This is a genomic window from Streptomyces sp. GS7, from assembly GCF_009834125.1.
Taxonomy (GTDB): Bacteria; Actinomycetota; Actinomycetes; order Streptomycetales; family Streptomycetaceae; genus Streptomyces.
Genome location: NZ_CP047146.1, coordinates 6,136,599 through 6,163,382, shown reverse-complemented (window position 1 = coordinate 6,163,382; position 26,784 = coordinate 6,136,599). Strand labels below are relative to the sequence as shown.

Genomic DNA, 26,784 nt, shown 5'->3' with positions numbered 1-26,784 from the left:
CACATGACCGACATCTGGTCGACACGGACCTCGGAAAACCCCCTTCTGCACGGGAGTTGACCCGCGCTACCGTCCGCCCGTGACGATACGTACGGGAATTCCCCACATCCCCTGGAAAACGCTCGTGGTGGCGATCACCCTCGCCCTGTTCGGGCTGCTCATCGCCCCGCATCCGGCAGGTGCGGCCCCCTCCTCCGGCGAGAGCGGCCCCGTCTACTCCTACGACCACGCGATCCGCGAATCGGTCTGGGTGGACACCCGGCTCGACGGCGACGGAGACGGGCACACCGACCGGGTCGCCGTCGACATCATGCGCCCCTCCGAACCCGCCCGCCAGGGCCACCGCATACCGGTGATCATGGACGCGAGCCCCTACTACTCCTGCTGCGGACGCGGCAACGAGAGCCAGAAGAAGACCTACGACGCACAAGGGCGCCCGGTCCAGTTCCCGCTCTTCTACGACAACTACTTCGTGCCCCGCGGCTATGCGGTCGTCCTCGTCGACCTGGCCGGAACCAATCGCTCCGACGGCTGCGTCGACGTCGGCGGGCGCTCCGACATCCAGTCCGCCAAGGCCGTGGTCGACTGGCTCAACGGCCGCGGACGCGCCTACACCGCCCGCACCGGCGGCAAACCCGTCACCGCAGGCTGGTCCAACGGCAGCACCGGCATGATCGGCAAGAGCTGGGACGCCACCATCGCCAACGGCGTCGCGGCGACCGGAGTCCCCGGCCTGAAGACCATCGTCCCGATCTCCGGCATCTCCTCCTGGTACGACTACTACTTCGCCAAGGGCGCCCCGCTCTACAACTCCGGCCCCGACCAACTCGCCCACGAGGTCGAGAGCTCCGGCGCGCAGCAACACTGCGCCGCCGTACAGAAGAAGCTGGTCGACGGCGCCCCGCGCAACGGCGACTGGACCGGCCTGTGGACCGAGCGGGACTACGTCCGCAACGCGGGCAAGGTCCGCGCCAGCGTCTTCCTCGTCCACGGGATGCAGGACCTCAACGTCCGCACCAAGCACTTCGGCCAGTGGTGGGACGCGCTCGCCCGGCACGGCGTCCAGCGCAAGATCTGGCTCTCCCAGACCGGCCATGTCGACCCCTTCGACTACCGCCGCGCGGACTGGGTGCACACCCTGCACCAGTGGTTCGACCACTACCTGATGGGCTACGACAACGGAATCGAGCGCGCCCCGATGGCCGACGTCGAGCGGGCGCCCGACACCTGGTCGACGGACGCGCACTGGCCGGCGGCCGGCACCGCGCCCGTCGTCCTGCACCCCCGCAACGGGACCACCGCGGGCGTCGGCGTCCTGGGCGCCCAGCCCGCGCCGAAGGGGGCGACCGCCTCCTTCACCGACGACCCCAAGCAGAGCGAGACGGACTGGGCCGCCCACATCGACCAGGCGACGCCCGCGAAGGCCGGGTTCACCACCGGGCCGCTGACCGCACCGCTGCGGCTGTCGGGCTCCGGCACGGTGACCGTCACCGCCACCCCCAGCACCTCCTCGGCCCATCTCTCCGCCGTCCTGGTCGACCTCGGTCCGGCCACCCTGCGCAACTACGCGGCCGACGGCGAGGGCATCGTCACCCTCGACAAGCGCACCTGCTGGGGCGCCGGCAACAAGGGCGACACCGGCTGCTTCAAGGAGACCGCGGCCGACGTCGAGAAGGCCGGCTACACGGTCTTCAGCCGCGGCTGGGCCGACCTCGGCCACTGGGCCGATCCCGGCAAGGGCCGCCCGCTGACCCCCGGCAAGCCGTACACCATCACCCTCGACCTGGCCGCCACCGACCACATCGTGCCCGCCGGGCACCGGCTCGCGCTGATCGTGGCCGGCACCGACGCCGGACTGATCGACCCGCCCGCGTCCCACCCGCGGCTCACCCTCGACCTGTCCCGCACCGCGGCGCGGCTGCCGCTGACCGGCGGGGCGCCGGTCACCGCGCACGCGATCCCCACCCCGTGACCGCGATCCCCACCCCGTGACCGAAGGGAGGCACCCCTCGTGACGGCGCCTTCACCGGCGCCGAGACGGCCGGCCCGGCGCCCGACGACAGGCGCCGGGCCGGCTGCCTTCCCGCCGAGGCACCCGCGGCGGGCGACGGTACGGCCGCTGCCCGGCGGGCGGGCCCGCCGTCAGCCCGGGGCCGGGACGCCGACGGGCTGCTGAGCGGCGCCGCCCGCCCGCACCAGCCGCAGCACCTCGTCCGCACACCCCCACGCCACGGTCACCCCCGCACCCCCGTGCCCGTAGTTGTGGACGCACCGCGTCCCGTCCGGCAGCCGTTCCGCGGCCAGCCGCACCGCCGGACGGGCCGGGCGCAGCCCCACCCGGTGGGCCAGGACCCGGGCCCGCGCCAGCGCGGGGAAGAACCGTGCGCAGCGCGCCACGATCGCCTCCGCCACCGCCGGGTCCGGCTCCCGCGACCAGGCGTCCTCGCGCGCCGTACCGCCCAGGACCACCCCGAAGGGCTGCGGCAGGACGTAGGCGGTCTCGCCCGCCGCGGAGTCCGCGGTCGCCAGCCAGGTGTCGATGCCGGGGTTCTCCGCGATCACCAACTGCCCCTGAACCGGGTACACCTGCGGATCCGGGACGAGCTCGCGGGCACCCAGACCGGAGCAGTTCACGACCGCGCCGGCGCCCCGGCCCGCCTCCGCCAGCGACGCGACCGCGCGCCGCTCCACGACCCCGCCGGCCGCCGCCAACCGCCGCTCCAGATACCGGAGATGGGCCGGCATGTCCACGAGCGGGGTGCGCGCCCGCCGGCCGGAACCGTACCCCTCGGGCAGCTCGTCGGGGCGCGCGGGCCGCATCCCGGGGACCGCGTCGTACCAGGCGGCGAGGCCGTCCGGGCCCGGGTCGGCGGCAACTTCCGCCATGATGCCGGCCACCATGCGCGCGCCGGTCTCCGCCGGCCGCTCCGCCAGCCCGGCGAGCACCTCGAAGGAGCGCAGCGACCACCGCACCGCGTCCTCGTACGGCTGGATCAGGTAGGGCCAGCACAGCGCCCCGGCCACCGCCGACGTCGTGTCGCCGGCCGCGTCGCGGGTCAGCAGCCGCACCCGGTACCCGTTCTCGGCCAGCACGACCGCCGAGGTCAGGCCGATCACCCCGCCGCCGACCACACACACCCCGACGTCCTCGGCGGTGTCCACCACGCTCTTCGCCATCTGCGCGCCCTCCCGTGATCTTCGGGTAACCCTCCGGCAGCGGCCCGGACAGATCCGGACCTTACGCTGGTGGCAGCACCGTCGGCCGATGACGCCCCTCGGATCCCGCCACCCGTGTCCGCGTACCCACGCCATCGCCCGAGGAGACCCATGCCCCGCGCCCAGCGCGCCGTGCCCGCCTGGCTCGCCCACCCCTTCCGCTGGCAGCGGTTGCCCGTGCCGTGGCCGGCGGTCGTCCGGGGCGCGCTCTGCGCGGGGCCGCTGCTCGCCGCGGGGATCGCGACCGGGCACCCGGCGCCCGGTGTGCTCGCCGCGCTCGGCTCCATGCTGGCCGGCGTCAACGACCGCCCCGGGACCCGGCGCACCGGCGTCGTCCACATCGGACTGCCCGCGCTGGCAGTGGCGTTCGGGATGCTGCTCGGCGGCTCGCTGCGGGCGGCCGACGCCGGCTGGTGGCTGGTGCCGGCGCTCTGCGCGGTCGGCTTCGTCTCCGGGGCGGTCAGCGTCACCGGACCGGTGCGCTCCACCGCCGGCATGCAGATGCTGGCCGCCACCGTCCTCGGCGCGGGCATGCCGCTGCCCGGCGCGCCCTGGGCGAAGGCGCTGTACGTCCTCGCCGGCTGCCTCTGGCTGCTCCTGCTGCGGCTGGTCCTGCGCACCCCGCGCCCGGCGGGTGGCGCGCTGCGCGGCGAGCGGGCGGCGGTCGCCGCGGTCTTCGACGCGCTCGCCGACGCCCTGGCGGCGGTCGGCGGACCCGGTGCCGAGCCCGCCCGGCGCCGGCTCACCGCCGCCCTGGACCGCGCCGACGAGGCACTGCGGCTGCGCCGTCTCACCAGCCGGCTGCTGCGCCGGCCCGCCCGTACGGAGGAGCTGCTGCTGGCCGAACGCTTCGCCGCGGCCACCGCGCTGTGCGAGGCCAGCGTCGCGCTACTGTGGGAGGCTCGCCCGCTGCCGGCGCGGGTCGCGGAAAGCCCCCGGCGGTTCGCCGCGACGCTGCGCACCGGGCGCCCGCCGGGCCGGCTGTCCGCCCCGGAGAACAGTTCCGCGGCACGCGGGGCCTTCGACCACGCCCTGCTGGACGCCGCGGTCGCCTTCGCACGCGAACTGCCCCTGCCGCGGCCGTCGTTCGCGGCACCGGCCACGGGGACCGCGGCGGGCGCCGCGCTCGGCCCCGCCGGGCGGGACTACGGACTGCGGGTCGCCGTCTGCATCGGCACCAGCGCCGCCGTCGCCCTGCTGCTGCGCGCCGACCACTGGTACTGGCTCCCCACGACCGTCACCTTCCTCGTCAAGCCGGACCTGGGCCCGCTGTTCTCCCGCACGGTGAACCGCTTCGCCGGCACCGCGGGCGGCGTACTGGTCTTCGCCGGGGCCGGACTGCTGCTCTCGGGGAGCTGGTGGCCCGCGCTGGTGGCCGGGGCGGGCGGCGCGCTGCTGCCGTTCGCCACCCGGCACTTCGCCCTCCAGACCGGCGCGATCACCCTCATGGTGCTGTCGTTCGTCTACGCCGGCGGCGCCCGGCAGGCTCCCGCCGAACGGATCGTGGACACCGCCGTCGCCTGCGCGATCGTCCTCGTCGTCGGCCATCTGCCCCGGCTCGCGGACCCGCGCCGCCGGGTCGGCCAGCGGGTCACCGCGGCTCTGCGCGCCACGGAACGCTTCCTCCGCCACGTCCTCGCGCCCCGCCCGGACGGCGACACCGCCGACCCCGGCGAACGGCTGGCGCTGCGCCGGGCCGCCTATCGGGCGCTGGCCGAGGCACGGGCGGCGGCCGAGACCGCCGCGGCCGAGCTGCGCCCCTCCCGCGACCGCGTGCCCGACTGGCTGACCGTCGTCACCGCCGCCGAACGCATCGTCGACGCCGCCACCGCCTGCGCCGTACGCCTCGACCACGGCGCCCGCCGCCCGGACCCCGACGAGGCCGAACGGCTCTGCCACGCCCTGGCCGCCATGGCCGTCGCCCTGGAGGACCCGCGCCGCCACCGCGCCACCGGCACCCCGCCGCCCGTGCTGCGGCCGGTCCCCGACTGCGCGACCCTCACCGACGTGGCCGCCGAACTGGAGCGGCTGCGGGAGTACGCGGGGGCGGTGTGACGCCGCCCCGCCGGGTGACCGCTAGCCCGCCGTCGCGGGGAGCCGACGGCCGCGGGCGGCGGCGCGGCGTACCGCCTCCGCCACCCCGCCGGCGACCAGCGCCAGCGCCACCAGCAGGGCGCTGACCCACAGCGGGGCGCGGTAGCCGAGCCCGGCGGCCAGCGGGATGCCGCCGCACCACGGGCCGATCGCGGCACCCACGTTGAGCGAGGCCGTCGCGAACCCGCCGCCCAGGGTGGGTGCCCCGGCCGCCGCGTAGAGCACCTGGGAGATCAGCGTGGCGCCGACGGCGAACGAGAGGGCGCCCTGAACGAGGACCAGCACGACGGTGGCCACCGCGTTCCCGGCCGTGAGCGCGAAGAGCACCCAGCCCAGGAGCAGGGCCACCCCGCCGGCCAGCAGGAGCTGCCGGGGCCGGGCGTCCGCCAGCCGCCCACCGGCGGTGACACCGGCGAACGAGCCCGCCCCGAACAGCGCCAGCGCGGCCGGCACCCCGGCGGCGCCGAACCCGGTGACCTGCGTGACCAGCGGCGCGAGGTAGGTGAAGGTGCAGAAGGTCGCGCCGTTGACGAGGGCGCACAGCAGCAGGGTCACCAGCAGCCGCGGGCTGCGCAGCGCACCCAGCTCACCGCGCGCACGCGGGGCGGCGGCACCGGCACCGGCCGCGGGAGAGGCGGCGCCGCCGCCCGGCACCGACCGCAGAATCGCGAACACCGCCGGCAGCGACACCAGCGCCACCGCCCAGAACGCCGCGCGCCAGCCCCACTGCTGCCCCAGCACGGCGCCCGCCGGAACGCCCGCGATACAGGCGAGGGTGGTGCCGCCCAGCAGGACGGAGGTGGCCCGGCCCTTGGCGTCCGGTGCCACCAGGCCGGCCGCGGTCGCCAGCGCCACCGCCAGGAACCCGGCGTTGGCCAGCGCCGCCACCACACGGGTGGCGAGCAGCACCCCGAAGCTGGTGGTGACCGCGCCCAGGACATGGACGAGCAGGAACGCGGTCAGGAAGGCCAGCAGCGCGCGCCGCCGCGACCAGCGCAGGCTCAGCAGCGCCATCAGCGGCGCCCCGACGATCATCCCGACCGCGAACGCGGAGGTCAGCGAGCCCGCGACCGGGATCGACACCTCCATGTCGCGCGCGATGTCCGGCATCAGCCCGGACAGCATGAACTCGGATGTGCCCTGCGCGAACACCGCCAGCGCGAGCACGTACAGAACGAATGGCATCACACAACTCCGCAACCACACCACGGGTCGGCACGGACCGGTACGGCACCTTCGACAGGGGCGCCGACGCGGGTCGGGAGGGACCGGTACAACCGGCACGGCCGACGGGGAAGCGGCAGCCCCGGCTACCGCATGACAAGATCTGCCGCACGGGCGGCGATCCGGTGGCGGGGGAGAGAACCTCGGCGCGCGAGCGGGCGCAACGGGCCGGAGCGGCACGTCGGTCCGACGAGGCGCGGCACCACAGGGGCCGCGCGGCGGCAACGCGAGGAGCCACCGGGCGGCGCCCGGTGGCTAGCGTCTTGAGGACTCGGGGCTGGACATGATCCGCAGGCTAACCGAGCCGGAGATCCGCCGTCCACGCAATTTCGCATGCTCCGGCCCGAGTTGCCGAACAGGGCGGGCGGCGGCGGGAAACCTCCCGCCGCCGCCCGGTCAGGCCGCCGAACTCACCGGCCGCCCTTGCCGCCCAGCAGCCCGGCCCGCCGGAGCGCGTCCGCCATCGCGTCGTTGACCGGCGCGGCGTCCCGGCCGCCGCCACGGCGCTCGCCGCCCTGCCGCTGCCCGCCGCCCTGCCGCTGCCGCGGCGCACCGCCCCGGCCGCCGTCGCGGGCCCCGCCGCTGCCGCCGCGGCGCTCACCGCCGGCCGCGCCGCGCCGTTCGCCGCCGCCGGCCGCCGCGCCCTTGCCGGGCTCGTCGTCCAGCCGCAGCGTCAGCGAGATCCGCTTCCGCGGAATGTCGACGTCGAGCACCTTGACCCGGACGATGTCGCCCGGCTTGACCACGTCCCGCGGGTCCTTGACGAAGCTCTTCGACATCGCCGAGACATGGACCAGCCCGTCCTGGTGGACGCCCACGTCGACGAACGCCCCGAAGGCGGCGACGTTGGTGACCACGCCTTCCAGGAGCATCCCGGGCGCCAGGTCGCCGATCTTCTCCACGCCCTCCTTGAAGGTGGCCGTCTTGAAGACCGGACGCGGGTCCCGGCCCGGCTTCTCCAGCTCCTGGAGGATGTCGGTGACCGTCGGAAGGCCGAAGGAGTCGTCGACGAAGTCCGCCGCGCGCAGCGTGCGCAGCACGGCCGTGTTGCCGATCAGCCCGCCGACCTCGGTGCCCGCCGAGCGCACCATCCGGCGCACCACCGGATATGCCTCCGGGTGCACGCTGGAGGCGTCCAGCGGGTCGTCGCCGCCCCGGATCCGCAGGAAGCCCGCGCACTGCTCGTACGCCTTCGGGCCGAGCCGCGCCACGTCCTTGAGGGCCTTGCGGGAGTGGAACGGGCCGTTGCCGTCGCGGTGGGCCACGATGTTCTCGGCCAGCCCGGAACTGATGCCGGACACCCGTGAAAGCAGCGGTGCGGAGGCCGTGTTGACGTCGACCCCGACGCCGTTCACGCAGTCCTCGACGACCGCGTCCAGCGAGCGCGACAGCTTCACCTCGGAGAGGTCGTGCTGGTACTGGCCGACCCCGATCGACTTGGGGTCGATCTTGACCAGCTCGGCCAGCGGGTCCTGGAGGCGCCGGGCGATGGACACCGCGCCGCGCAGCGACACGTCCAGGTCCGGCAGCTCCTGCGAGGCGAACGCGGAGGCCGAGTAGACCGAGGCGCCCGCCTCGGACACCATCACCTTCGTCAGCTTCAGTTCCGGCTGCGCGGCGATCAGATCGGCCGCCAGCTTGTCGGTCTCCCGGGAGGCGGTGCCGTTGCCGATCGCGATCAGCTCGACGTCGTGCTCCCGCGCCAGCCGCGCCAGGGTGGCCAGCGACTGGTCCCACTTCTGCTGCGGCACATGCGGGTAAACGGTGTCCGTCGCCGCCACCTTGCCGGTCGCGTCGACCACCGCCACCTTCACACCCGTACGGAAACCGGGGTCCAGGCCCATCGTGGCGCGCGTGCCGGCGGGCGCCGCCAGCAGCAGATCGCGCAGGTTCGACGCGAAGACCCGCACCGCCTCGTCCTCGGCGGCCTGCCGCAGCCGCAGCCGCAGATCGATCCCCAGGTGCACCTGGATGCGGGTGCGCCAGGCCCAACGGACCGTGTCCTGGAGCCACTTGTCGGCCGGTCGGCCCCGGTCCGTGATCCCGAAGCGGTGCGCGACGGCCTGCTCGTACGCGCTGGGGCCCTCGCCGGCCGTCGACGGGGCCTCGGGCTCCAGGGCGAGGTCGAGGACCTCCTCCTTCTCGCCGCGGAACATCGCCAGCACCCGGTGGGAGGGCAGCTCGGTGAACGGCTCCGCGAAGTCGAAGTAGTCGGCGAACTTGGCGCCCGCCTCCTCCTTGCCCTCGCGCACCTTCGCCGCGACCTGCCCGCGCGACCACATCCGCTCGCGCAGCTCACCGATCAGATCCGCGTCCTCGCTGAACCGCTCGGTCAGGATCGCCCGTGCGCCCTCCAGGGCCGCGGCGGGATCGGCGACGCCCTTGTCCGCGTCCACGAACGACGCGGCGGCCGCCGCCGGTTCCACCGAAGGGTCGCTCAGCAGCCCCTCGGCCAGCGGCGCAAGGCCCGCCTCCCGCGCGATCTGCGCCTTGGTGCGCCGCTTGGGCTTGAACGGCAGGTAGATGTCCTCCAGGCGGGCCTTGGACTCGGCGCCGCGGATCTGCGCCTCCAGGGCGGCGTCCAGCTTGCCCTGGGACCGCACGGACTCCAGGACCGCGCTCCGCCGCTCCTCCAGCTCCCGCAGATAGCGCAGCCGCTCCTCCAGGGAGCGCAGCTGCGCGTCGTCGAGCATCTCGGTGGCTTCCTTGCGGTAGCGCGCGATGAACGGGACGGTCGAGCCGCCGTCGAGCAGTTCGACCGCGGCCTTCACCTGCCGCTCCTTGACGCCGAGCTCCCCGGCGATCCTCGCTTCGATGGTCCCGAGGGCCCCGATGGGCTCGGTGGATGCCGTCACGTTGATCCTGCCCCGCCTTCCAGCGCTTGCCTGAGCCTTGCATTGTGCCGGGTCGCGGCCCGCACTGTCGCACCACCCGGCCGGGCACGCCGGGGTGTGACACGTCGCACCACACCCCGGCCGTGACCCACCGGACCGGCCCTAGCCCTCGCCGAACAGCTCCGCGGGGAACGCCCCGGCCGCCACCACCTTCCCGGTGAACGCGGTGGCCAGTTCGGTCAGTCGGGCCACCCCCTCCGAGCCCAGGCGCGCGTACGGGGCCCGGTCCAGCCGGTCCGTCGTCTGCTCCAGGTCCTTGCGCAGCCGCACCCCGGCCTCGGTCAACTCGCCCTCGGCGCCCAGCAGTCCGCGTCCGCGCAGCCGCTCCTGCGCCGCCGCCCACTCCTCCTCCGACCAGCCGCGGGTCGCCAGGTTGCCGCGCCGGCTCATCCCGCGCCCGGTCGCGGAGTGCGTGACCAGCGCCTCCACCGGGTCCAGTTCGGCGTCCAGCAGCGCGACCAGATGGCCGTCGCCGCGGTGCTCGCGCAGCAGCGTCGCGGCGTGCCAGTAGGCCAGGTGCGGGACGTCGGGCACCGGCAGATCGGCGTGCCCGGCGTACAGCGGCCGGGCGTGGCGCCCGCCCGCCTCGGCGGCCCGCAGCGCGAGCTTCGCGGCCTCGGCCATCTCCGGGGACGCCAGCGCCTCGTCGCCGAGCAGCCGGCGCAGCGTGGCGTCCACGGCGCGCAGCCGGGCGTCCAGGACCGCCTGCGGGGTGGTGACCTGCCAGACATCCGGGAGGTGTCCGGCGATCAGCTCGTACTTGAAGCTGTAGAAGGTCGCGGCGACGGTCCCGGCGCCCACCGCGCCGAGCGGCGCGCTGCGCGAGGAGAAGTAGACGGCACGCCCCGACACGCCCAACGCGGCCATTTCCGCGGGCAGTTCGGGAGCGAAGTAGTGCGCCGAGTGGAACGGGTTGAGGGCGTTGTGGCAGTGCCGGCCGGCCCGTTCGGGCAGTGCGCCGGAAGCGGATGCGCTCGAAGCAGAGGTCATGCGAGCAGGTTACCGACCCGTTGGTATGGCGGAGTGGCGGGAGGGGGATTCCGGGCCGGCTTCGCGGCCATGGCAGAAAAGGTGGGATATCTGTCATTGCCGCCATCGGCGCCGCTGTCCAGGATGGACGCATGGAACAGCGCGATGTGCTGGTCGTTCTCTTCGACGGGGTGCAGAGCCTCGACGTCAGCGGCCCGGTCGAGGTCTTCAGCGGCGCCTGCGTCGGCGCCCCCGGCGCCTACCGCATCCGCACCGCGAGCCTGGACGGCGTGCCGGTCCGCACCACCAGCGGACTGACCCTCACCCCCGACCTCACGCTCGACGCCGCCACCCCGCCGCACACCCTCGTCGTCCCGGGCGGCCAGGGCACCGACACCCCCGACCCGCGCCTGGTCGACTGGCTGCGGGCGAACGCCCGACACACCCGCCGCACGGTCTCCGTCTGCAGCGGCGCGTTCCTGCTGGCCGCCGCCGGGCTGCTGGACGGCCGGCGCGCGACCACCCACTGGAGCCTGTGCGACGCCCTCGCCCGACATCACCCGGCCGTCCACGTCGAACCCGAGCCGATCTACGTCCGGGACGGCGACGTGGCCACGTCCGCGGGCGTCACCGCCGGGATCGACCTCGCGCTGGCCCTGGTGGAGGAGGACCTGGGCCGCGACCTGGCGCTGGCCGTGGCTCGCCATCTGGTCGTCTTCCTGCGCCGGCCGGGCAACCAGACCCAGTTCAGCGCCCAGCTCGCGGCGCAGACCGCGCAGCGCCGCCCGCTGCGCGACGTCCAGCAGTGGATCAGCGAGAACCCGGCCGCGGACCTCTCCGTCGACGCCCTCGCCGCACGCGCCGGGCTCTCCCCGCGCCACTTCGCCCGCGCCTTCCTCGACGAGGTCGGGACGACCCCCGGCCGCTACGCCGACCGGGTCCGCCTGGAAGCCGCCCGGCGGCGCCTGGAGGACACCGCCGACGGCATCGAGCAGGTCTCCCGCCGCTGCGGCTACGGCACCCCGGAGGCGATGCGCCGCGCCTTCCTCCGCGTCCTCGGTGCCTCCCCGGCCGAATACCGCCGCCGCTTCCGGCCCGCCACACCACCCACCCGACCAGGCCCGGACCCGTCGGACGGGCCCTGACCCGTCGGACGGGCCCCAGCCCTTCCGCACCACCGACGCCCCTTCGCAGAACAGGAGCCACCATGCAGATCGCCATCCTCCTCTACGACCGCTTCACCGCCCTCGATGCCATCGGCCCGTACGAGACCCTCGGTCTCCTCCCGGGCGCCGAGGTGGTGTTCGTCGCCGAACGCACCGGCCCGCACCGCAGCGACAAGGGCTCCCTCGGGCTGGTCGTGGACGCCGCGCTGAGCGACGTCACCGCGCCGGACGTCCTCGTCGTCCCCGGCGGTCCCGGGCAGACCGCGCTCATGGAGGACGGCCCGCTGCACGACTGGATCCGGGCCGTGGACGCCGGCACCACCTGGACCACCTCGGTGTGCACCGGCTCGCTGGTCCTCGCCGCCGCCGGCCTCCTCAAGGGCCGCCGGGCCACCTCCCACTGGCTCGCGCTGGACCAGCTGCCCGCCCTGGGGGCCGAGCCGACCGGGGAGCGGGTGGTCTTCGACGGCAAGTACGTCACCGCCGCCGGCGTCTCCTCCGGTGTCGACATGGGCCTCGCCCTGGCCGGCCGGATCGCCGGGGACTTCGTCGCGCAGACGATCCAGCTCGGCATCGAGTACGACCCGCAGCCGCCCTACGACGCGGGCGCCCCGGACAAGGCCCCGGCCGAGGTCGTCGCGGCCCTGCGGGGCCACGGCCGCCTCATCCTGGCCGGGAAGCGCTGGCGGGACGAGGCCGCCGCCGAGAGGTGACGGAGCGTCCGCCGCGCCGCGGCCGGCCCCGGGTCAGCCCGCCGGCCAGGTGAACCGCGGCGCCCGGCGCTCCAGGAAGGCGGCGGCACCCTCCAGGATGTCGCCGCTCTCCCGCGCCTGCGCCGCCCAGTACGCCCCGCGCTCCTCGGCCTCCGCGGGCGGCACGTCCCAGGTCCCGTCCGCCAGCTCCTTCGCCGCGGTCTGCGTCAGCAGCGACCGGCTCGCCAGTACGGCCGTGAACTCCGCGACCCGCTTGTCCAGCCCGCCCTCGGCCAGCACCTCGTCCACCAGCCCCGTACGCAGCGCCCGCGCACAGTCGACCAACTCGCCCGAGAACAGCAGGTACTTGGCGGCCGACGGCCCCACCAGCCGGACCAGCCGCCGGGTCGCGGACGCCGGATAGGCCACCCCCAGCTTGGCCGGCGTCACCCCGAACAGCGCCCCCTCCTCCGCGAACCGCAGATCGCAGGCGGCGGCCAGCTGGGCGCCGCCGCCCACGCAGTAGCCGCGTATCGCCGCCAGCGTCGGCCGGGGAAACGCCGCCAGTGCCTCCTCGGCCGCCACCGCCAGCCCCTGCGACGCCCCCGACGCGTCCCGCAGCGAGCCGATGTCCGCCCCCGCGCAGAACGTCCCGCCGTCCCCGGTCAGCACCAGTGACCGCACCGAGCGGTCCGCCGCGAGCCGGTCCAGCAGCGGCGGCAGCTCCCGCCACATCGCGACGGTCATCGCGTTGCGCTTGCCGGTGTTGCTGATGGTGACGTTCGCGGTGCCGTCGCTGACGTGCGTCTTCAGAGCCGGTTCCATGCCGGGATATTAGAGCGACCGCGCACCGTCCGGCCGGATACGATCGGCGGTCTGATGTCCGCAACACTCGTCGCCAAAGACCTCGCCGCCGGCCACGGCGAGCGCGTCCTGTTCTCCGGTCTCGATCTGGTCGTCGCCCCCGGCGACGTGGTCGGACTCGTCGGCGCCAACGGCGCGGGCAAGTCCACGCTGCTGCGCCTGCTGGCCGGCTTGGCGTCCCCGGAGAACGGCACGCTCGCGCTCAGCCCGCCCACCGCCACCGTCGGCCACCTCCCGCAGGAGCCCGACCGCCGCCCCGGAGAGTCGGTACGCGCCTTCCTCGCCCGCCGCACCGGCGTGGCCGAGGCGCAGCGCGCCCTGGACGACGCCACCCAGGCGCTGGTCGACGAACGCCCCGGCGCGGACGACGCCTACGCCACCGCTCTGGAGCGCTGGCTCGCCCTCGGCGCCGCCGACCTGGACGAACGCGCCGAGGAGACCGCCGCCCAGCTGGGTCTCGCCATCAGCCTCGACCAGCCGATGACCGCGCTGTCCGGCGGCCAGGCCGCCCGCGCCTCGCTCGCCTCACTGCTGCTCTCCCGCTACGACGTCTTCCTGCTCGACGAGCCCACCAACGACCTCGACCTGGACGGCCTGCAACGGCTGGAGTCCTTCGTCACCGGGCTGCGCGCCGGCACGGTCCTGGTCAGCCACGACCGCGAGTTCCTGACCCGCACGGTCAACCGCGTCGTCGAACTCGACCTCGCCCAGCAGCAGGTCAACACCTACGGTGGCGGCTACGCCTCCTATCTGGAGGAGCGCGCCCGCGCGCGGCGCCGGGCCCGCGAGGAGTACGAGGAGTACGCGGACACCAAGGCCGCCCTGGAGACCCGGGCGCACACCCAGCGCAACTGGATGGAGAAGGGCGTCCGCAACGCCCGCCGCAAGGCCACCGACAACGACAAGATCGCCCGCAAGGGCCGGGTGGAGGCGACCGAGAAGCAGGCCGCCAAGGCCAAGCAGACCCAGCGCATGATCGAGCGGCTGGACGTCGTCGAGGAGCCGCGCAAGGAGTGGGAGCTGCGGATGGAGATCGCCGCCGCACCCCGGGCCGGCGCCGTGGTGGCCACCCTCCGGAACGCCGAGGTGCGCCGCGGCGACTTCCGCTTCGGCCCCGTGGACCTCCAGATCGATTGGGCGGACCGGGTCGCCATCACCGGCCCCAACGGCGCCGGCAAGTCCACCCTTCTCGCGGCGCTCCTGGGCCGGCTGCCGCTGGATTCCGGCCAGGCCACGCTCGGTCCCGGTGTGGTGGTCGGCGAGATCGACCAGGCCCGCGGCCAGCTCTTCGACGGCCACGGCGACACGCCGCTGATGGACGCCTTCCGGGCCTCCGTACCGGATATGGCGCCCGCCGATGTCCGCACGCTGCTCGCCAAGTTCGGCCTCAAGGCGGCCCATGTGCTGCGCCCGGCGCGCACCCTCTCGCCGGGGGAGCGCACCCGCGCCGCACTGGCCCTCCTCCAGGGCCGCGGGGTCAACCTCCTCGTCCTGGACGAGCCGACCAACCACCTCGACCTGCCCGCCATCGAGCAGCTGGAGTCCGCGCTCGCCTCGTACCCGGGCACGCTGCTGCTGGTCACCCATGACCGGCGGATGCTGGAAGCGGTGCACACCGCGCGCCGCATCGAGGTCGCGGGCGGGCGGATCACCGACCGCGCGGTGTGAGGCGGGGCGCTCGCTCGGACAATCGATTTGGTTCCGGGGCGGGAGACCCGTATGGTGTTCCGAGCCGACGCGGGGTGGAGCAGCTCGGTAGCTCGCTGGGCTCATAACCCAGAGGTCGCAGGTTCAAATCCTGTCCCCGCTACTGAAAAAGAACAGCAGGTCCGGTGCTCAGGCACCGGACCTGCTGCTTTTGTGCCGTCGCACCGCCCCCCGTCGAGCGCCGGGCCCGGTCCGCTCGCCCTGCCCCACCCTGCGATACGGGGTATACCGGGACGTAAGGCACCGGACGGAGGAGGCGGCGATGGCTCGCAGGTCCACAACACCTCGGCGCGACCCGGAGACGGCCCGGCTGGGGCGCGGCTTCGTCGTCCTCGCGGTGCTCGGTGCGGTCCTCGCCCTCGCCGGCATCGTGGGCCTGGTCTACGTGGGCGTGGCCACCCTCACGACCATGCTGCTCTTCGGCTGGCTGCTGCTGATCGGCGGTGTGGTGGGTCTGCTGCACGCCCTCCAGTCCCGCGGCTCGAACTTCTTCTGGCTCGCGGTGATCGTGGCGGCGCTGAACATCGCGGCCGGTGTGGTGGTGATCCGCCGGCCCGACGCCACCGCCGCCGCGCTGACCATGTTCGCCGCTCTGCTGTTCCTGACCGGCGGACTGTTCCGCCTGGTGGGCGCGGTGGTGGTGCGCGGGCCGCAGTTCGGCTGGCTGCTGGTGCAGGGCGCCTTCGGCATCCTGCTGGGCGTCCTGGTGCTCGGCAACTGGCCGCACAGCAGCCTCTACGTCATCGGCTGCTTCTTCTCGCTCGCGCTGCTCTTCGACGGGCTGGGGCTGATCGCGATGGGGGTCGGCGGTCGCCGGGTCGTCGGTATGGTCGAGGAGAGCAGGGTGGCCGGATCCGGACCCCTTTCCGGCGGCTCCGCCGGAGACGCCGCGACGCCCGCCGAGCACCGGCCTCGGAACGAGAAAGAGTAGCGACAGAACGCGTCGATGGATCGATCGGTTCCGGCAGAATTGGCCAAAAGGCGTCGATAGGCGCTGACTTGTGTTCAGGCGGTCGGTCCGGACCAGCGCATTCCCAACACTCTTCGTGTGAGGATGCCTTCCGGACCCCCAGCAGAACCCCCCGAGGAGCTGACCTCCCCGCTCGCGTACGAAGGTGTCTGGCGGTTCACCGCACCGGCACTGGAGTCCTCGGTGCCCCAGGCGCGCCACGTGGTCCGGGATCTGCTCGACGAACAGCATGTGCCCGTCGCCGAGGGCATCGTGGACGGGCTGCTGCTGATCGTCTCCGAACTGGTCACCAACGCCGTCCGGCACGCCGCGCTGCTCTCCCCCCAGATCGCCGTACAGCTCACCATCGGCGCGAACTGGCTGCGGGTCGCGGTCGAGGACGACCACCCCTACCGCCCCAAGGCCCTGGAGGCGGACGAGGGCGACATCGGCGGGCGCGGCCTGTGGCTGGTCAAGATGCTCACCACGGAAGCGGGCGGCAAGTGCGACGTCGAGCACACCGCGAACGGCGGCAAGGCCATCTGGGCCGAGCTGCCGCTCACCCCGCTCGCTACCAGCCCGCCGACTGTCCGGTGAGCTCGCGGACCGCCGGGCGCGCCGCGTCCAGAACGGTCATGAACCACGCGGAGAACGGCGCCTGCGCATGCCGCTCCGCCAGCTCCTCCGGCGTGACGAACGCGATCTCGCCGATCTCCTCGGGGTCCGGCGCCGGCTCCGCCCGCACCAGCCCGACGAACAGGTGGTTGTACTCCTGCTCCACGAGCCCGGAGGCCGGATCGGGATGGTTGTAGCGCACCGTGCCGGCCTCCGCGAGCAGCGCGGGCGCCAGCCCCAGCTCCTCCGCGGTCCGCCGGGCCGCGGCAGCGAACGGCGTCTCGCCCGGATACGGGTGGCCGCAACAGGTGTTGGACCACACGCCGGGGGAGTGGTACTTGGACAGCGCCCGGCGCTGCAGCAGCAGCCGCCCCTTCTCGTCGAAGAGGAACACCGAGAACGCCCGGTGCAGCTGGCCGGGGGGCTGGTGCGCCGCGAGCTTCTCCGCGGTGCCGATCGTCGTACCGTCCTCGTCGACCAGCTCCAGCATGATCGGCTCGGCGGCGCCGTCCGGTGCGCCCACCGTCGGGGTCCCGGCGGTCTGTCCGTTGGCAGGTGTGATCGGCATGCCCATCCTTGTCGTCGGTCGTCGACGCCAAGTCTGCCCCACCGGCGTCCTCATCAGTGGCAGAGCGCTGCCAGGAGATCCGCGGCGCTGACGCGTCCGGGCGGGAAACGGAGGCCGCAGGGGCTCCCCGGACCCGCCTACCGTCCCGTGAGAAGGTCCACACCGGCCCGGCCCGGCCCCCGCCGCACCCACCCCGGCACCAGGCCGCCCCACCCGCGACCAGCCCACTCATCGCCGGCGTCGGGGCGTGCGCCGGAGCGGCGTCCAGTTGTTCATGCGCCGTCCGATCCACCATGATGATCGCGGCAGGCGCAGCCGTCGGTCACCCGATCGAGCGGTGAATGCGTGGTGAACGGCCGCATCCCGCGATCCGATAGCCTCTGCCGACGTGCCCCCCGGCCCTCCGCGGGCGAGGTGTGCCACGCCCGCCGCCCGGGTAGTTCGTGCCGAATGCGGACCGACCGGCGCTGCCTGGTCAGCATCCAAGGAGTGAGTTCGTCTGTCGACCGCCATCCTCACCGGTCCGCCGGTCGCCGGGTCGCCGCTCGAAGCCGACCTGCGCACGCTGGGCTTCGACGTTCGTACGGCCAGTGACCCGGCGGACGTCGCCGGGCTGCTCGCCGACGTCCCCGCACAGCAGCGGGTGGCCCTCGTGGACCCGCGCTTCGTCGGCCATCTGCACGCCCTGCGGCTCGCCCTGACCGACCCCCGCTTCCCGGCCGCCGCGGTGCCCGGCGCGCTCACCGCGCAGCCCGAGGCCCGCCCGGCGCTGGCCCGCGCCGCCGGCCGGATCCCGGTGGGTGCCGGCACCGCCCACCTCACCGACGTCCTCACCGACACCCTCACCGAGGCCCTGGACCGCGAGGACATCGGACTCCACCGCGTCGAGCCCGGCAGCCTGGTCGCCACCCTCGCGCTGACCCCGGCCCAGCGGGACGAGGCCCGGGAGGCGGTCGCCGCCGTCGACGACGAGGCGGTCCGGCTGCGCACCGCCGTCAAGTCCCGCGACGGCTTCTTCACGACCTTCTGCATCAGCCCGTACTCCCGCTACCTCGCCCGCTGGTGCGCCCGCCGCGGCCTCACCCCCAACCAGGTCACCACGGCGTCCCTGCTCACCGCGCTGGCCGCGGCGGGCTGCGCGGCCACCGGCACCCGCGCCGGCTTCGTCGCCGCCGGAGTGCTGCTGCTCCTCTCCTTCGTCCTGGACTGCACCGACGGGCAGCTCGCCCGCTACTCGCTCCAGTACTCGACGATGGGCGCCTGGCTGGACGCCACCTTCGACCGGGCCAAGGAGTACGCGTACTACGCCGGGCTCGCGCTCGGCGCCGCCCGCTGCTCCGGCGACGACGTCTGGGCGCTGGCGCTCGGCGCGATGATCCTGCAGACCTGCCGGCATGTGGTCGACTTCGCGTTCAACGAGGCGAACCATGACGCGACCGCCAACACCAGCCCCACCGCCGCGCTCTCCGACCGGCTCGACAGCGTCGGCTGGACGGTCTGGGTGCGCCGCATGATCGTGCTGCCCATCGGCGAACGCTGGGCCATGATCGCCGTGCTGACCGCGCTGACCACCCCGCGCACCGTCTTCCTGGCGCTGCTGATCGGCTGCGCGCTGGCCGCCTGCTACACCACCGCCGGCCGGGTGCTGCGCTCGCTGACCCGCCGGGCCCGGCGCACCGACCGGGCCGCCCAGGCGCTCGCCGACCTCGCGGACACCGGGCCGCTGGTCGAGCTGGTCTCCCGCGGCGCCCGCGGTCGGGGCCGCACCGGTTCCCTGCTCGCGCCCGTTATGGCGTTTCTCTCGTCCGCGGTGCTGCTGGTCTGGGTGATCTTCCAGAAGAACCCCGCCTCCTGGCTCACCGTCGGCGTCGCCGGCTGCTCCGCGCTGCTCGCCGGCGCGGCCGTGTCCCGCCCGCTCAAGGGTGCTCTCGACTGGCTCGTGCCGCCCTTCTTCCGGGCCGGCGAATACCTCACGGTTCTGGTGCTGGCCGCCCGGTCGGACGCCCCCGGAGCGCTGCCCGCGGCGTTCGGGCTGATCGCGGCCGTCGCCTACCATCACTACGACACGGTCTACCGCATCCGCGGTGGCACCGGGGCCCCACCGAGGTGGCTGGTCCGGGCGACCGGGGGGAGCGAAGGACGGATCCTCGTGGTCACGGTCCTGGCCGCCCTGCTGCCCGATACAGGTTTCACAATCGCGCTCACGGCACTCGCTGTGGTCCTGGCGCTGCTGGTGCTCAGCGAGAGCATCCGCTTCTGGGTGTCTGCTCACTTGGGCGGTGCACCCGCCGTACACGATGAAGGAGAACCCGCATGATCGGCCTCGTGCTGGCGGCCGGCGCCGGACGGCGTCTGCGCCCCTACACCGACACCCTGCCCAAGGCCCTGGTGCCGGTCGACGGGGAGAAGACGATCCTGGACCTGACCCTCGGCAACTTCGCCGAGATCGGCCTGACCGAGGTCGCGATCGTCGTCGGCTACCGCAAGGAGGCCGTGTACGAGCGCAAGGAGGCCCTGGAGCAGCGGTACGGCCTCAAGCTCACCCTCGTCGACAACGACAAGGCCGAGGAGTGGAACAACGCCTACTCCCTGTGGTGCGCCCGTGACGTGATCGCGGCCCACGACTCGGTGATCCTCGCCAACGGCGACACCGTGCACCCGGTCTCCGTCGAGCAGACGCTGCTCGCCGCCCGCGGCGACGGCCAGAAGATCATCCTCGCGCTGGACGCCGTCAAGCAGCTCGCCGACGAGGAGATGAAGGTCGTCGCGGACCCCGCCAAGGGCGTCCGGAAGATCACCAAGCTGATGGACCCGGCCGAGGCCACCGGCGAGTACATCGGCGTCACCCTCATCGAGGGCTCGGCCGCCGCCGAGCTGGCCGACGCCCTGAAGACCACCTTCGAGCGGGACCCCGACCTCTACTACGAGGACGGCTACCAGGAGCTGGTCAACCGCGGCTTCAAGGTGGACGTGGCACCGATCGGCGACGTCAAGTGGGTCGAGATCGACAACCACGACGACCTCGCGAAGGGCCGTGACATCGCATGCCGGTACTGACCCGCCTCATTCCGTCCCCGGTCGTCGTCGACATCAGCGCCGGCGCCCTGGACGACCTGGCGGGCCTGCTGGCCGATCAGCGCATCTCCGCGTCCGGCAAGCTCGCCATCGCGATCAGCGGCGGCTCGGGGGCGCGGCTGCGCGAGCGGCTGGCCCCCGCGCTGCCCGGCGCCGAGTGGTACGAGGTCGGCGGCGGCACCCTGGACGAGGCGATCAAGCTCGCCGACGCCATGAAGAAGGGGCACTACGACGCGGTCGTGGGCCTCGGCGGCGGCAAGATCATCGACTGTGCGAAGTACGCCGCGGCGCGTATCGGCCTGCCGCTGGTGGCGGTCGCGACGAACCTGTCGCACGACGGGCTGTGCTCCCCGGTCGCCACCCTCGACAACGACGCGGGCCGCGGCTCGTACGGCGTGCCGAACCCGATCGCCGTGGTGATCGACCTCGACATCATCCGCGAGGCGCCGGTCCGCTTCGTCCGCTCCGGCATCGGCGACGCGATCTCCAACATCTCCGCGGTCGCGGACTGGGAGCTCTCGCACCGCGAGACCGGCGAGGACCTCGACGGGCTGGCCGCCGCCATGGCACGCCAGGCCGGCGAGGCGGTGCTGCGCCACCCCGGGGGCGTCGGCGACGACAGCTTCCTGCAGGTGCTGGCCGAGGGGCTGGTCCTCACCGGCATCTCGATGTCGGTGGCCGGCGACAGCCGTCCGGCGTCCGGCGCCTGCCACGAGATCAACCACGCCTTCGACATCCTCTTCCCCAAGAGGGCGGCGAGCCACGGCGAGCAGTGCGGCCTCGGTGCCGCGTTCGCCACCCATCTGCGCGGGGACCGGGAAACCTCCGCGCTGATGGTCGAGGTGCTGCAGCGGCACGGGCTGCCGGTCACCCCCGGCGAAATCGGCTTCACCGACGAGGAGTTCGTCCAGGCCGTCGAGTTCGCCCCGAAGACCCGCCCAGGCCGCTACACGATCCTGGAGCACCTGGACCTTTCCACCGACCAGATCAGGGACGCATACGCCGACTATGCCGAAACCATCAGTAGCTGAACTCCGCCCGGTCGTTCACCCCGAGGGCGTGAAGGACCGGCGCAGCGGTGAGCACTGGGCCGGCCGCCTCTACATGCGGGAAATCTCGCTGCGCTGCGACCGGTACCTGGTCAACACCCGGGTCACGCCCAACCAGCTGACCTACCTGATGACCGTCTTCGGTGTCCTCGCGGCCCCGGCGCTGCTGGTGCCGGGCGTCTGGGGCGCCGTGCTCGGCGTGCTGATGGTCCAGCTCTACCTGCTGCTCGACTGCGTCGACGGCGAGGTGGCGCGCTGGAAGAAGCAGTTCTCGCTCGGCGGCGTCTACCTGGACCGGGTCGGCGCCTACCTGTGCGACGCCGCGGTGCTCGTCGGCTTCGGCCTGCGCGCCGCCGACCTGTGGGGCCCCGGGCGCATCGACTGGCTCTGGGCGTTCCTCGGCACGCTGGCCGCCCTCGGCGCGATCCTGATCAAGGCGGAGACCGACCTCGTCGGCGTGGCCCGGCACCAGGGCGGGCTGCCGCCGGTCAAGGAGGCGGCGTCCGAACCGCGTTCGTCCGGTCTGGCGCTGGCCCGCAGGGCCGCCGCGGCACTGAAGTTCCACCGGCTGGTCCTCGGGATCGAGGCGTCCCTGCTGATCCTGGTCCTGGCGATCGTGGACGCGGTGCGGGGCGACCTGTTCTTCTCCCGGCTCGGCGTCGCGGTACTGGCCGGCATCGCGCTCCTCCAGACCGTCCTGCACCTGGTGTCCATCCTCGTTTCCAGCAGGCTCAAGTGACCGCGGCTCCCCGGATGCGGCTCGGCGCGGTGGTCCTGACCATGGGCAACCGCCCCGACGAGCTGCGTGCGCTGCTGGACTCGGTCGCCAAGCAGCACGGCGATCCGGTGGAGATCGTGGTGGTCGGCAACGGCTCGCCGCTGCCGGAACTGCCCGAGGGCGTACGGACCGTCGAACTCCCCGAGAACGTCGGCATCCCGGCGGGCCGCAACGTCGGCATCGAGGCGTTCGGCCCGCACGGCGGCGAGGTCGACGTACTGCTCTTCCTCGACGACGACGGGCTGCTGGCCAACGAGGACACCGCGGAGCTGTGCCGCGCCGCGTTCGCCGCGGACCCGGCGCTCGGCATCATCAGCTTCCGGATCGCCGACCCGGACACCGGGCAGACCCAGCGTCGGCACGTCCCGCGGCTGCGCGCCTCCGACCCGATGCGCTCGTCGCGGGTGACCACCTTCCTCGGTGGCGCGAACGCGGTCCGTACGAAGGTGTTCGCGGAGGTCGGCGGGCTGCCCGACGACTTCTTCTACGCCCATGAGGAGACCGACCTGGCCTGGCGGGCGCTGAACGCCGGGTGGATGGTCGACTACCGGTCGGACATGGTCCTGCACCACCCGACCACGGCCCCGGCCCGGCACGCCGTCTACCACCGCATGGTGGCCCGCAACCGCGTCTGGCTGGCCCGCCGCAACCTCCCCGCCCTCCTCGTCCCGGTCTACCTCGGTGTCTGGTTCCTGCTCACCCTCGCCCGCCGGCCGTCGCGGCCGGCGCTGCGGGCCTGGCTGGGCGGCTTCAAGGAGGGATGGGCCACCGCGTGCGGTCCCAGGCGCCCCATGAAGTGGGCTACCGTTTGGCGACTGACCCGACTGGGCCGCCCTCCCATCATCTGACAAGCTCGTATCTGAGAGCATCAGGCGCGAACCGGGGCGAGCCCCCGGCAGCGCACCTTGAGGACGAAAGTGTCAACTGTGAGCGAGACCACGCACGACAGTGCGGTCGCCATGAGTGCCCCGCCATCCGCCGATGAAGGACTCACGGCGGCCCAGCGGGCCGAGAAGTACGGGCTCGCGCAGAGCGGTGCCCGCCCCAGCCTCGCGGAGTACATCCGGCAGCTGTGGGACCGCCGGCATTTCATCTCCGCCTTCTCCAGCGCCCGGCTGACCGCGCAGTTCAGCCAGGCGAAGCTGGGCCAGGTCTGGCAGGTGGCGACGCCGCTGCTGAACGCGCTCGTCTACTACCTCATCTTCGGCCTGCTGATCGGCACGCGGAAGGGCGTCCCGGACTACGTCCCGTTCCTGGTGACCGGCGTCTTCATCTTCACCTTCACCCAGAGCTCGGTGATGGCGGGCACCCGCGCGATCTCCGGCAGCCTGGGTCTGGTGCGCGCGCTGCACTTCCCGCGGGCCTGCCTGCCGATCTCGTTCTCGTTGATGCAGCTCCAGCAACTGCTGATCTCCATGGGCGTGCTGGTGGTCATCCTGCTGGGCTTCGGCCAGGTGCCCACCTTGGCCTGGCTGCTGGTGATCCCGGCGCTGGCGCTGCAGTTCGTGTTCAACACCGGTCTGGCGATGGTCATGGCCCGGCTCGGCAGCAAGACGCCGGACCTGGCGCAGCTGATGCCGTTCATCATGCGGACGTGGATGTACGCGTCCGGCGTCATGTTCAGCATCGACCTGATCATGAAGGGCAAGCACGTCCCGCACATCGTCGAGGTGCTGCTCTACGCCAACCCTGCTGCGGTCTACATCGACCTGGTGCGGTTCGCGCTGATCGACAGCTTCAAGGCGCACCAGCTCCCGCCGCACGTGTGGGCGTTCGCGGCCGGCTGGGCGGTGCTGGCGGGCGTCGCGGGCTTTGTGTACTTCTGGAAGGCTGAGGAGCGGTACGGACGTGGCTGAGCAGATGGATGCCGTCCAGCCGACGGCGGCGGCGCAGGAGCGGATCCCGACCGTGATCGCGGACGAGCTGCACATCGTCTACCGGGTGTACGGCACCGGTACGGGCAAGGGCAGCGCGACCGCCGCGCTCAGCCGCATCGTCCGGCGCCGGCCGTCGGTGGGCGTGCGCGAGGTGCACGCGGTCAAGGGTGTCTCCTTCACCGCCTACCGCGGCGAGTCGATCGGCCTGATCGGCTCGAACGGCTCCGGCAAGTCGACCCTCCTCAAGGCCGTCGCCGGTCTGCTGCCCGCGGAGCGCGGCAAGGTCTACACCCACGGCCAGCCGTCGCTGCTCGGCGTCAACGCGGCCCTCATGAACGACCTGACCGGCGAGAAGAACGTCATCCTCGGCGGTCTGGCCATGGGCATGTCCCGCGAGCAGGTCCGCGAGCGCTACGACGAGATCGTCGACTTCTCCGGCATCAACGAGAAGGGCGACTTCATCTCGCTGCCGATGCGCACCTATTCGTCCGGTATGGCGGCCCGGCTGCGGTTCTCCATCGCGGCGGCCAAGGACCACGACGTGCTGCTGATCGACGAGGCGCTGGCCACCGGCGACCGGGCCTTTCAGAAGCGCTCCGAGGCCCGTATCCGGGAGCTGCGCAAGGAAGCCGGTACGGTCTTCCTGGTCAGCCACAACAACAACTCGATCCGGGACACCTGTGACCGGGTGCTGTGGTTGGAGCGGGGCGAGCTGCTGATGGACGGCCCGACGGACGAGGTCATCAAGGCGTACGAGAAGCAGACGGGCAAATAGTCCGTTTGCGGAGGAAGGCCCTCGCGAGTCCGGTTCGCGGGGGCTTCCGACCGTTAAGAGATGGTCAACTCCGCGGAATCCGGGAACGGTTCGGATCTCCGTGGGGTTGGTCGAAGGGTTGTCCGGGGCTTCGGCACCCGCCCCGAGGTGGCACAGGTGTACGGCGTAAGCTGTACTGGTCGCCGAATGGTGCAACTGGTGTAAGCCGGGCAAGCCCCTCCCAGGTGGGCGTTGAGGGCTCGATCGGAGCGCGTCGCGGAGCGCGGCGTGTCCGAAATGGGATGTTTTGGTTTGGCGGTGTAGAACGGGAGACGTGACGGCAATGGCTACTGGTTCGCTCCGGCTCCACAACGCGCCGGGTAGCCCCCGGTGAGCCGTGGAGACGAGCAGGCGCGTCGCGCCTTCCCGCGGAGGGCGGTGTTGAGTGGCGGGAGGGACCAGACGCGCACCGTGCTCGACCAGGCCGCACACGAGAATTTCCCGGTCGCGCCGTTCTTCCTGCCGCGCGCCTGGCGCGCCGATCTGATGGCCGTCTACGGCTTCGCCCGCCTCGTCGACGACATCGGCGACGGCGACCTGGCGCCGGGCGGCGGCGATGCCGTCCTCCTCGGCCTGGACCGGGACCGGTACGACGACCGGCCCGCCCTGCTCGACGCCCTCGAAGCCGATCTGTACCGCTGCTTCGCCGACCGCGCCCCCGGCCCCAGCCATCCGCTGATGCGCAGGCTCGGCCCGACCGTCCGCCGCTGCGGACTGACCCCCGAGCCCTTCCTCGGCCTGATCGAGGCCAACCGGCAGGACCAGCGGATCAGCCGCTACGGTACCTACGACGACCTGGTCGCCTACTGCGAGCTGTCCGCCAACCCCGTCGGGCGGCTCGTCCTCGGCATCACCGGCACCACCAGCCCGGAGCGGGTCCGGTACTCGGACGCGATCTGCACGGCGCTGCAGATCGTCGAGCACATCCAGGACGTGGCCGAGGACCTCGGCCGCGACCGCGTCTATCTGCCGGCCGAGGACATGAAGCGCTTCGGGGTCACCGAGGCCGATCTGGCCGCCCCGACCGGGGGCGCATCGGTGCGCGCGTTGATCGCGTTCGAAGCGGAACGCGCCCTTGAGCTGCTGAATGAAGGCACCCCGCTGGTGGGTAGCGTGCACGGCAGACTCAAGCTGCTGCTGGCCGGCTTCGTGGCCGGCGGGCGCGCCGCACTCGGGGCGGTGGAGACCGCCGATCACGATGTCCTCCCCGGACCCCCCAAACCGACCAAGCTCAGCCTGCTGCGCGAGATGCGGGCGACATTGCGAAGAGAGGGGTGAGTCGGACCGTGGAGACAACTGCACACGTGTCCGCGCCGGTGCTCGCCGCGTACCGCTACTGCGAGGCCGTCACCGGGCAGCAGGCACGGAACTTCGCGTACGGCATCCGGCTTCTGCCGACCGAGAAGCGCCAGGCCATGTCGGCGCTCTACGCCTTCTCGCGCCGGGTCGACGACATCGGCGACGGCAGCCTGGCGACCGCCGCCAAGCAGCAGCGGCTGGAGGACACCCGCGCCCTGCTCGCCCGCGTCAAGGACGGTGCGATCAGCGAGGACGACACCGACCCGGTGGCCGTCGCGCTGGCCGACGCCGCCCGCCGGTTCCCGATCCCGCTCGACGCGCTGGACGAGCTGATCGACGGGGTGCTGGCGGATGTGCGCGGTGAGACGTACGAGACCTGGGAGGAGCTCAAGGTCTACTGCCGCTGTGTCGCCGGGGGCATCGGCCGCCTCTCCCTGGGCGTGTTCGGCACCGTACCGGGCGCGCCGGGCGCCGAGCACGCCGCCGAATACGCCGACACGCTCGGGCTCGCGCTCCAACTCACCAACATCCTCAGGGACGTTCGCGAGGACGCGGGGAACGGCCGGACGTATCTGCCGGCCGAGGATCTTGCCAAGTTCGGCTGCTCGGCGGGGTTCGACCGCCCGGTCCCGCCGCCCGGTGCCGACTTCGCCGGGCTGGTGCACTTCGAGGTCGGGCGCGCCCGCGCGCTGTTCGCCGACGGCTTCCGGCTGCTGCCGATGCTCGACCGGCGCAGCGGTGCCTGCGTGGCGGCGATGGCCGGGATCTACCACCGGCTGCTCTCGCGGATCGCCGCGGACCCGGAGGCGGTGCTGCGCGGCCGGGTGTCGCTGCCGGGCCGGGAGAAGGCGTTCGTCGCGGTGCGCGGACTGTCCGGGCTCGACGCGCGGGCGATCGGCCGCCGGGAGTCGGTCAGGAGGCGCGGATGACGCGC

The 26,784-nt window shown here is 73.3% G+C and carries 22 protein-coding genes and 1 tRNA gene; 17 read left to right on the top strand and 6 right to left on the bottom strand.

All coding sequences use genetic code 11. The annotated features are described in order from the left end of the window. Nucleotides 1-85 precede the first annotated feature (85 nt). Complete coding sequence (locus GR130_RS26840; RefSeq protein WP_159510245.1) at nucleotides 86-1,972, top strand: Xaa-Pro dipeptidyl-peptidase; 1,887 nt, start codon at nucleotides 86-88, stop codon at nucleotides 1,970-1,972. A 170-nt stretch (nucleotides 1,973-2,142) separates the two neighbouring features. Here GR130_RS26840 and GR130_RS26835 read toward each other — a convergent pair whose 3' ends face one another. Further along, complete coding sequence (locus GR130_RS26835; RefSeq protein WP_201305009.1) at nucleotides 2,143-3,177, bottom strand: FAD-dependent oxidoreductase; 1,035 nt, start codon at nucleotides 3,175-3,177, stop codon at nucleotides 2,143-2,145. A 150-nt stretch (nucleotides 3,178-3,327) separates the two neighbouring features. Between GR130_RS26835 and GR130_RS26830 the strand changes: the two genes are divergently transcribed. Continuing rightward, on the top strand, nucleotides 3,328-5,271 hold the full coding sequence (locus tag GR130_RS26830) for an FUSC family protein (protein WP_159507090.1): 1,944 nt from the start codon (nucleotides 3,328-3,330) through the stop codon (nucleotides 5,269-5,271). 21 nt (nucleotides 5,272-5,292) lie between these two features. On the opposite strand, the gene GR130_RS26825 is transcribed toward GR130_RS26830, so the two are convergent. From GR130_RS26825 to GR130_RS26815, 3 genes are all read right to left on the bottom strand, one after another. Next, nucleotides 5,293-6,495, bottom strand: coding sequence for a Cmx/CmrA family chloramphenicol efflux MFS transporter (locus GR130_RS26825; RefSeq protein ID WP_159507089.1), 1,203 nt, complete (start codon nucleotides 6,493-6,495; stop codon nucleotides 5,293-5,295). Between the two features lie 449 nt (nucleotides 6,496-6,944). Further along, entirely contained in the window at nucleotides 6,945-9,389 is a 2,445-nt protein-coding gene (locus tag GR130_RS26820; RefSeq protein ID WP_159507088.1) for a Tex family protein, read from the bottom strand. Nucleotides 9,390-9,530: 141 nt separating this feature from the next. After that, nucleotides 9,531-10,418 carry an SCO6745 family protein gene (locus GR130_RS26815; protein ID WP_159507087.1) on the bottom strand — a complete coding sequence of 296 codons (888 nt, stop codon included), beginning with the start codon at nucleotides 10,416-10,418 and terminating at the stop codon, nucleotides 9,531-9,533. A 131-nt stretch (nucleotides 10,419-10,549) separates the two neighbouring features. Here GR130_RS26815 and GR130_RS26810 point away from each other — a divergent pair, with 131 nt between their 5' ends. Both GR130_RS26810 and GR130_RS26805 read left to right on the top strand, forming a co-directional pair. Then, nucleotides 10,550-11,542 carry a GlxA family transcriptional regulator gene (locus tag GR130_RS26810; protein ID WP_159507086.1) on the top strand — a complete coding sequence of 331 codons (993 nt, stop codon included), beginning with the start codon at nucleotides 10,550-10,552 and terminating at the stop codon, nucleotides 11,540-11,542. A 62-nt stretch (nucleotides 11,543-11,604) separates the two neighbouring features. Beyond that, nucleotides 11,605-12,276: a DJ-1/PfpI family protein gene (locus GR130_RS26805; protein ID WP_159507085.1), complete on the top strand. Its 672-nt coding sequence runs from the start codon at nucleotides 11,605-11,607 to the stop codon at nucleotides 12,274-12,276. Nucleotides 12,277-12,309: 33 nt separating this feature from the next. On the opposite strand, the gene GR130_RS26800 is transcribed toward GR130_RS26805, so the two are convergent. Further along, nucleotides 12,310-13,080, bottom strand: a complete 771-nt coding sequence (locus GR130_RS26800) for an enoyl-CoA hydratase/isomerase family protein (protein ID WP_159507084.1) — start codon at nucleotides 13,078-13,080, stop codon at nucleotides 12,310-12,312. Between the two features lie 54 nt (nucleotides 13,081-13,134). Between GR130_RS26800 and GR130_RS26795 the strand changes: the two genes are divergently transcribed. The 4 genes from GR130_RS26795 to GR130_RS26780 all read left to right on the top strand — a co-directional run bounded on the left by GR130_RS26795 (nucleotide 13,135) and on the right by GR130_RS26780 (nucleotide 16,372). Further along, complete coding sequence (locus GR130_RS26795) at nucleotides 13,135-14,787, top strand: ABC-F family ATP-binding cassette domain-containing protein (protein WP_159507083.1); 1,653 nt, start codon at nucleotides 13,135-13,137, stop codon at nucleotides 14,785-14,787. Nucleotides 14,788-14,855: 68 nt separating this feature from the next. Further along, a tRNA-Met gene (locus tag GR130_RS26790) sits at nucleotides 14,856-14,929 on the top strand. A 159-nt stretch (nucleotides 14,930-15,088) separates the two neighbouring features. Next, nucleotides 15,089-15,757 (top strand): HdeD family acid-resistance protein, encoded by a 669-nt coding sequence (locus GR130_RS26785; protein WP_159507082.1) that lies wholly within the window; start codon nucleotides 15,089-15,091, stop codon nucleotides 15,755-15,757. 123 nt (nucleotides 15,758-15,880) lie between these two features. Then, nucleotides 15,881-16,372, top strand: coding sequence for an ATP-binding protein (locus tag GR130_RS26780; protein WP_159510243.1), 492 nt, complete (start codon nucleotides 15,881-15,883; stop codon nucleotides 16,370-16,372). Here GR130_RS26780 and idi read toward each other — a convergent pair. After that, on the bottom strand, nucleotides 16,347-16,958 hold the full coding sequence (idi, locus tag GR130_RS26775) for an isopentenyl-diphosphate Delta-isomerase (protein WP_159507081.1): 612 nt from the start codon (nucleotides 16,956-16,958) through the stop codon (nucleotides 16,347-16,349). The two genes, GR130_RS26780 and idi, sit on opposite strands and share 26 nt — an antisense overlap. A gap of 499 nt (nucleotides 16,959-17,457) precedes the next feature. On the opposite strand from idi, the gene GR130_RS26770 reads away from it, so the two are divergent. From GR130_RS26770 to hpnD, 9 genes are all read left to right on the top strand, one after another. Further along, on the top strand, nucleotides 17,458-19,275 hold the full coding sequence (locus tag GR130_RS26770) for a DUF5941 domain-containing protein (RefSeq protein ID WP_159510242.1): 1,818 nt from the start codon (nucleotides 17,458-17,460) through the stop codon (nucleotides 19,273-19,275). Further along, nucleotides 19,272-20,015: a phosphocholine cytidylyltransferase family protein gene (locus GR130_RS26765; RefSeq protein WP_159507080.1), complete on the top strand. Its 744-nt coding sequence runs from the start codon at nucleotides 19,272-19,274 to the stop codon at nucleotides 20,013-20,015. Before GR130_RS26770 ends, GR130_RS26765 begins: the two co-directional genes overlap by 4 nt. Then, the gene (locus GR130_RS26760; protein ID WP_159507079.1) at nucleotides 20,003-21,064 is read left to right on the top strand and encodes an iron-containing alcohol dehydrogenase family protein; all 1,062 of its coding nucleotides are present in this window, start codon (nucleotides 20,003-20,005) and stop codon (nucleotides 21,062-21,064) included. Before GR130_RS26765 ends, GR130_RS26760 begins: the two co-directional genes overlap by 13 nt. Further along, a complete protein-coding gene (locus GR130_RS26755) occupies nucleotides 21,042-21,821 on the top strand; it encodes a CDP-alcohol phosphatidyltransferase family protein (RefSeq protein ID WP_159507078.1) in 780 nt (259 codons plus the stop codon). Before GR130_RS26760 ends, GR130_RS26755 begins: the two co-directional genes overlap by 23 nt. A 14-nt stretch (nucleotides 21,822-21,835) precedes the next feature. Then, nucleotides 21,836-22,708: a glycosyltransferase family 2 protein gene (locus tag GR130_RS26750; RefSeq protein ID WP_159510241.1), complete on the top strand. Its 873-nt coding sequence runs from the start codon at nucleotides 21,836-21,838 to the stop codon at nucleotides 22,706-22,708. A 78-nt stretch (nucleotides 22,709-22,786) separates the two neighbouring features. Further along, a complete protein-coding gene (locus GR130_RS26745; protein ID WP_159507077.1) occupies nucleotides 22,787-23,716 on the top strand; it encodes an ABC transporter permease in 930 nt (309 codons plus the stop codon). A gap of 4 nt (nucleotides 23,717-23,720) precedes the next feature. Further along, nucleotides 23,721-24,512 carry an ABC transporter ATP-binding protein gene (locus tag GR130_RS26740; RefSeq protein WP_159510240.1) on the top strand — a complete coding sequence of 264 codons (792 nt, stop codon included), beginning with the start codon at nucleotides 23,721-23,723 and terminating at the stop codon, nucleotides 24,510-24,512. 450 nt (nucleotides 24,513-24,962) lie between these two features. Beyond that, the gene (gene hpnC, locus GR130_RS26735) at nucleotides 24,963-25,829 is read left to right on the top strand and encodes a squalene synthase HpnC (RefSeq protein ID WP_159510239.1); all 867 of its coding nucleotides are present in this window, start codon (nucleotides 24,963-24,965) and stop codon (nucleotides 25,827-25,829) included. After that, a complete protein-coding gene (gene hpnD, locus GR130_RS26730; RefSeq protein ID WP_159507076.1) occupies nucleotides 25,826-26,779 on the top strand; it encodes a presqualene diphosphate synthase HpnD in 954 nt (317 codons plus the stop codon). Before hpnC ends, hpnD begins: the two co-directional genes overlap by 4 nt. The last annotated feature ends 5 nt before the right edge of the window (nucleotides 26,780-26,784 follow it).

Excerpts from the sequence above, each read along its gene's own strand:
- GR130_RS26835 (WP_201305009.1), bottom strand. The coding sequence starts at position 3,177 with ATGGCGAAGAGCGTGGTGGACACCGCCGAGGACGTCGGGGTGTGTGTG.
- GR130_RS26830 (WP_159507090.1), top strand. The coding sequence starts at position 3,328 with ATGCCCCGCGCCCAGCGCGCCGTGCCCGCCTGGCTCGCCCACCCCTTC.
- GR130_RS26825 (WP_159507089.1), bottom strand. The coding sequence starts at position 6,495 with ATGCCATTCGTTCTGTACGTGCTCGCGCTGGCGGTGTTCGCGCAGGGC.
- GR130_RS26815 (WP_159507087.1), bottom strand. The coding sequence starts at position 10,418 with ATGACCTCTGCTTCGAGCGCATCCGCTTCCGGCGCACTGCCCGAACGG.
- GR130_RS26810 (WP_159507086.1), top strand. The coding sequence starts at position 10,550 with ATGGAACAGCGCGATGTGCTGGTCGTTCTCTTCGACGGGGTGCAGAGC.
- GR130_RS26805 (WP_159507085.1), top strand. The coding sequence starts at position 11,605 with ATGCAGATCGCCATCCTCCTCTACGACCGCTTCACCGCCCTCGATGCC.
- GR130_RS26800 (WP_159507084.1), bottom strand. The coding sequence starts at position 13,080 with ATGGAACCGGCTCTGAAGACGCACGTCAGCGACGGCACCGCGAACGTC.
- GR130_RS26795 (WP_159507083.1), top strand. The coding sequence starts at position 13,135 with ATGTCCGCAACACTCGTCGCCAAAGACCTCGCCGCCGGCCACGGCGAG.
- GR130_RS26785 (WP_159507082.1), top strand. The coding sequence starts at position 15,089 with ATGGCTCGCAGGTCCACAACACCTCGGCGCGACCCGGAGACGGCCCGG.
- GR130_RS26780 (WP_159510243.1), top strand. The coding sequence starts at position 15,881 with ATGCCTTCCGGACCCCCAGCAGAACCCCCCGAGGAGCTGACCTCCCCG.
- idi (WP_159507081.1), bottom strand. The coding sequence starts at position 16,958 with ATGCCGATCACACCTGCCAACGGACAGACCGCCGGGACCCCGACGGTG.
- GR130_RS26765 (WP_159507080.1), top strand. The coding sequence starts at position 19,272 with ATGATCGGCCTCGTGCTGGCGGCCGGCGCCGGACGGCGTCTGCGCCCC.
- GR130_RS26760 (WP_159507079.1), top strand. The coding sequence starts at position 20,003 with ATGCCGGTACTGACCCGCCTCATTCCGTCCCCGGTCGTCGTCGACATC.
- GR130_RS26755 (WP_159507078.1), top strand. The coding sequence starts at position 21,042 with ATGCCGAAACCATCAGTAGCTGAACTCCGCCCGGTCGTTCACCCCGAG.
- GR130_RS26750 (WP_159510241.1), top strand. The coding sequence starts at position 21,836 with ATGCGGCTCGGCGCGGTGGTCCTGACCATGGGCAACCGCCCCGACGAG.
- GR130_RS26740 (WP_159510240.1), top strand. The coding sequence starts at position 23,721 with ATGGATGCCGTCCAGCCGACGGCGGCGGCGCAGGAGCGGATCCCGACC.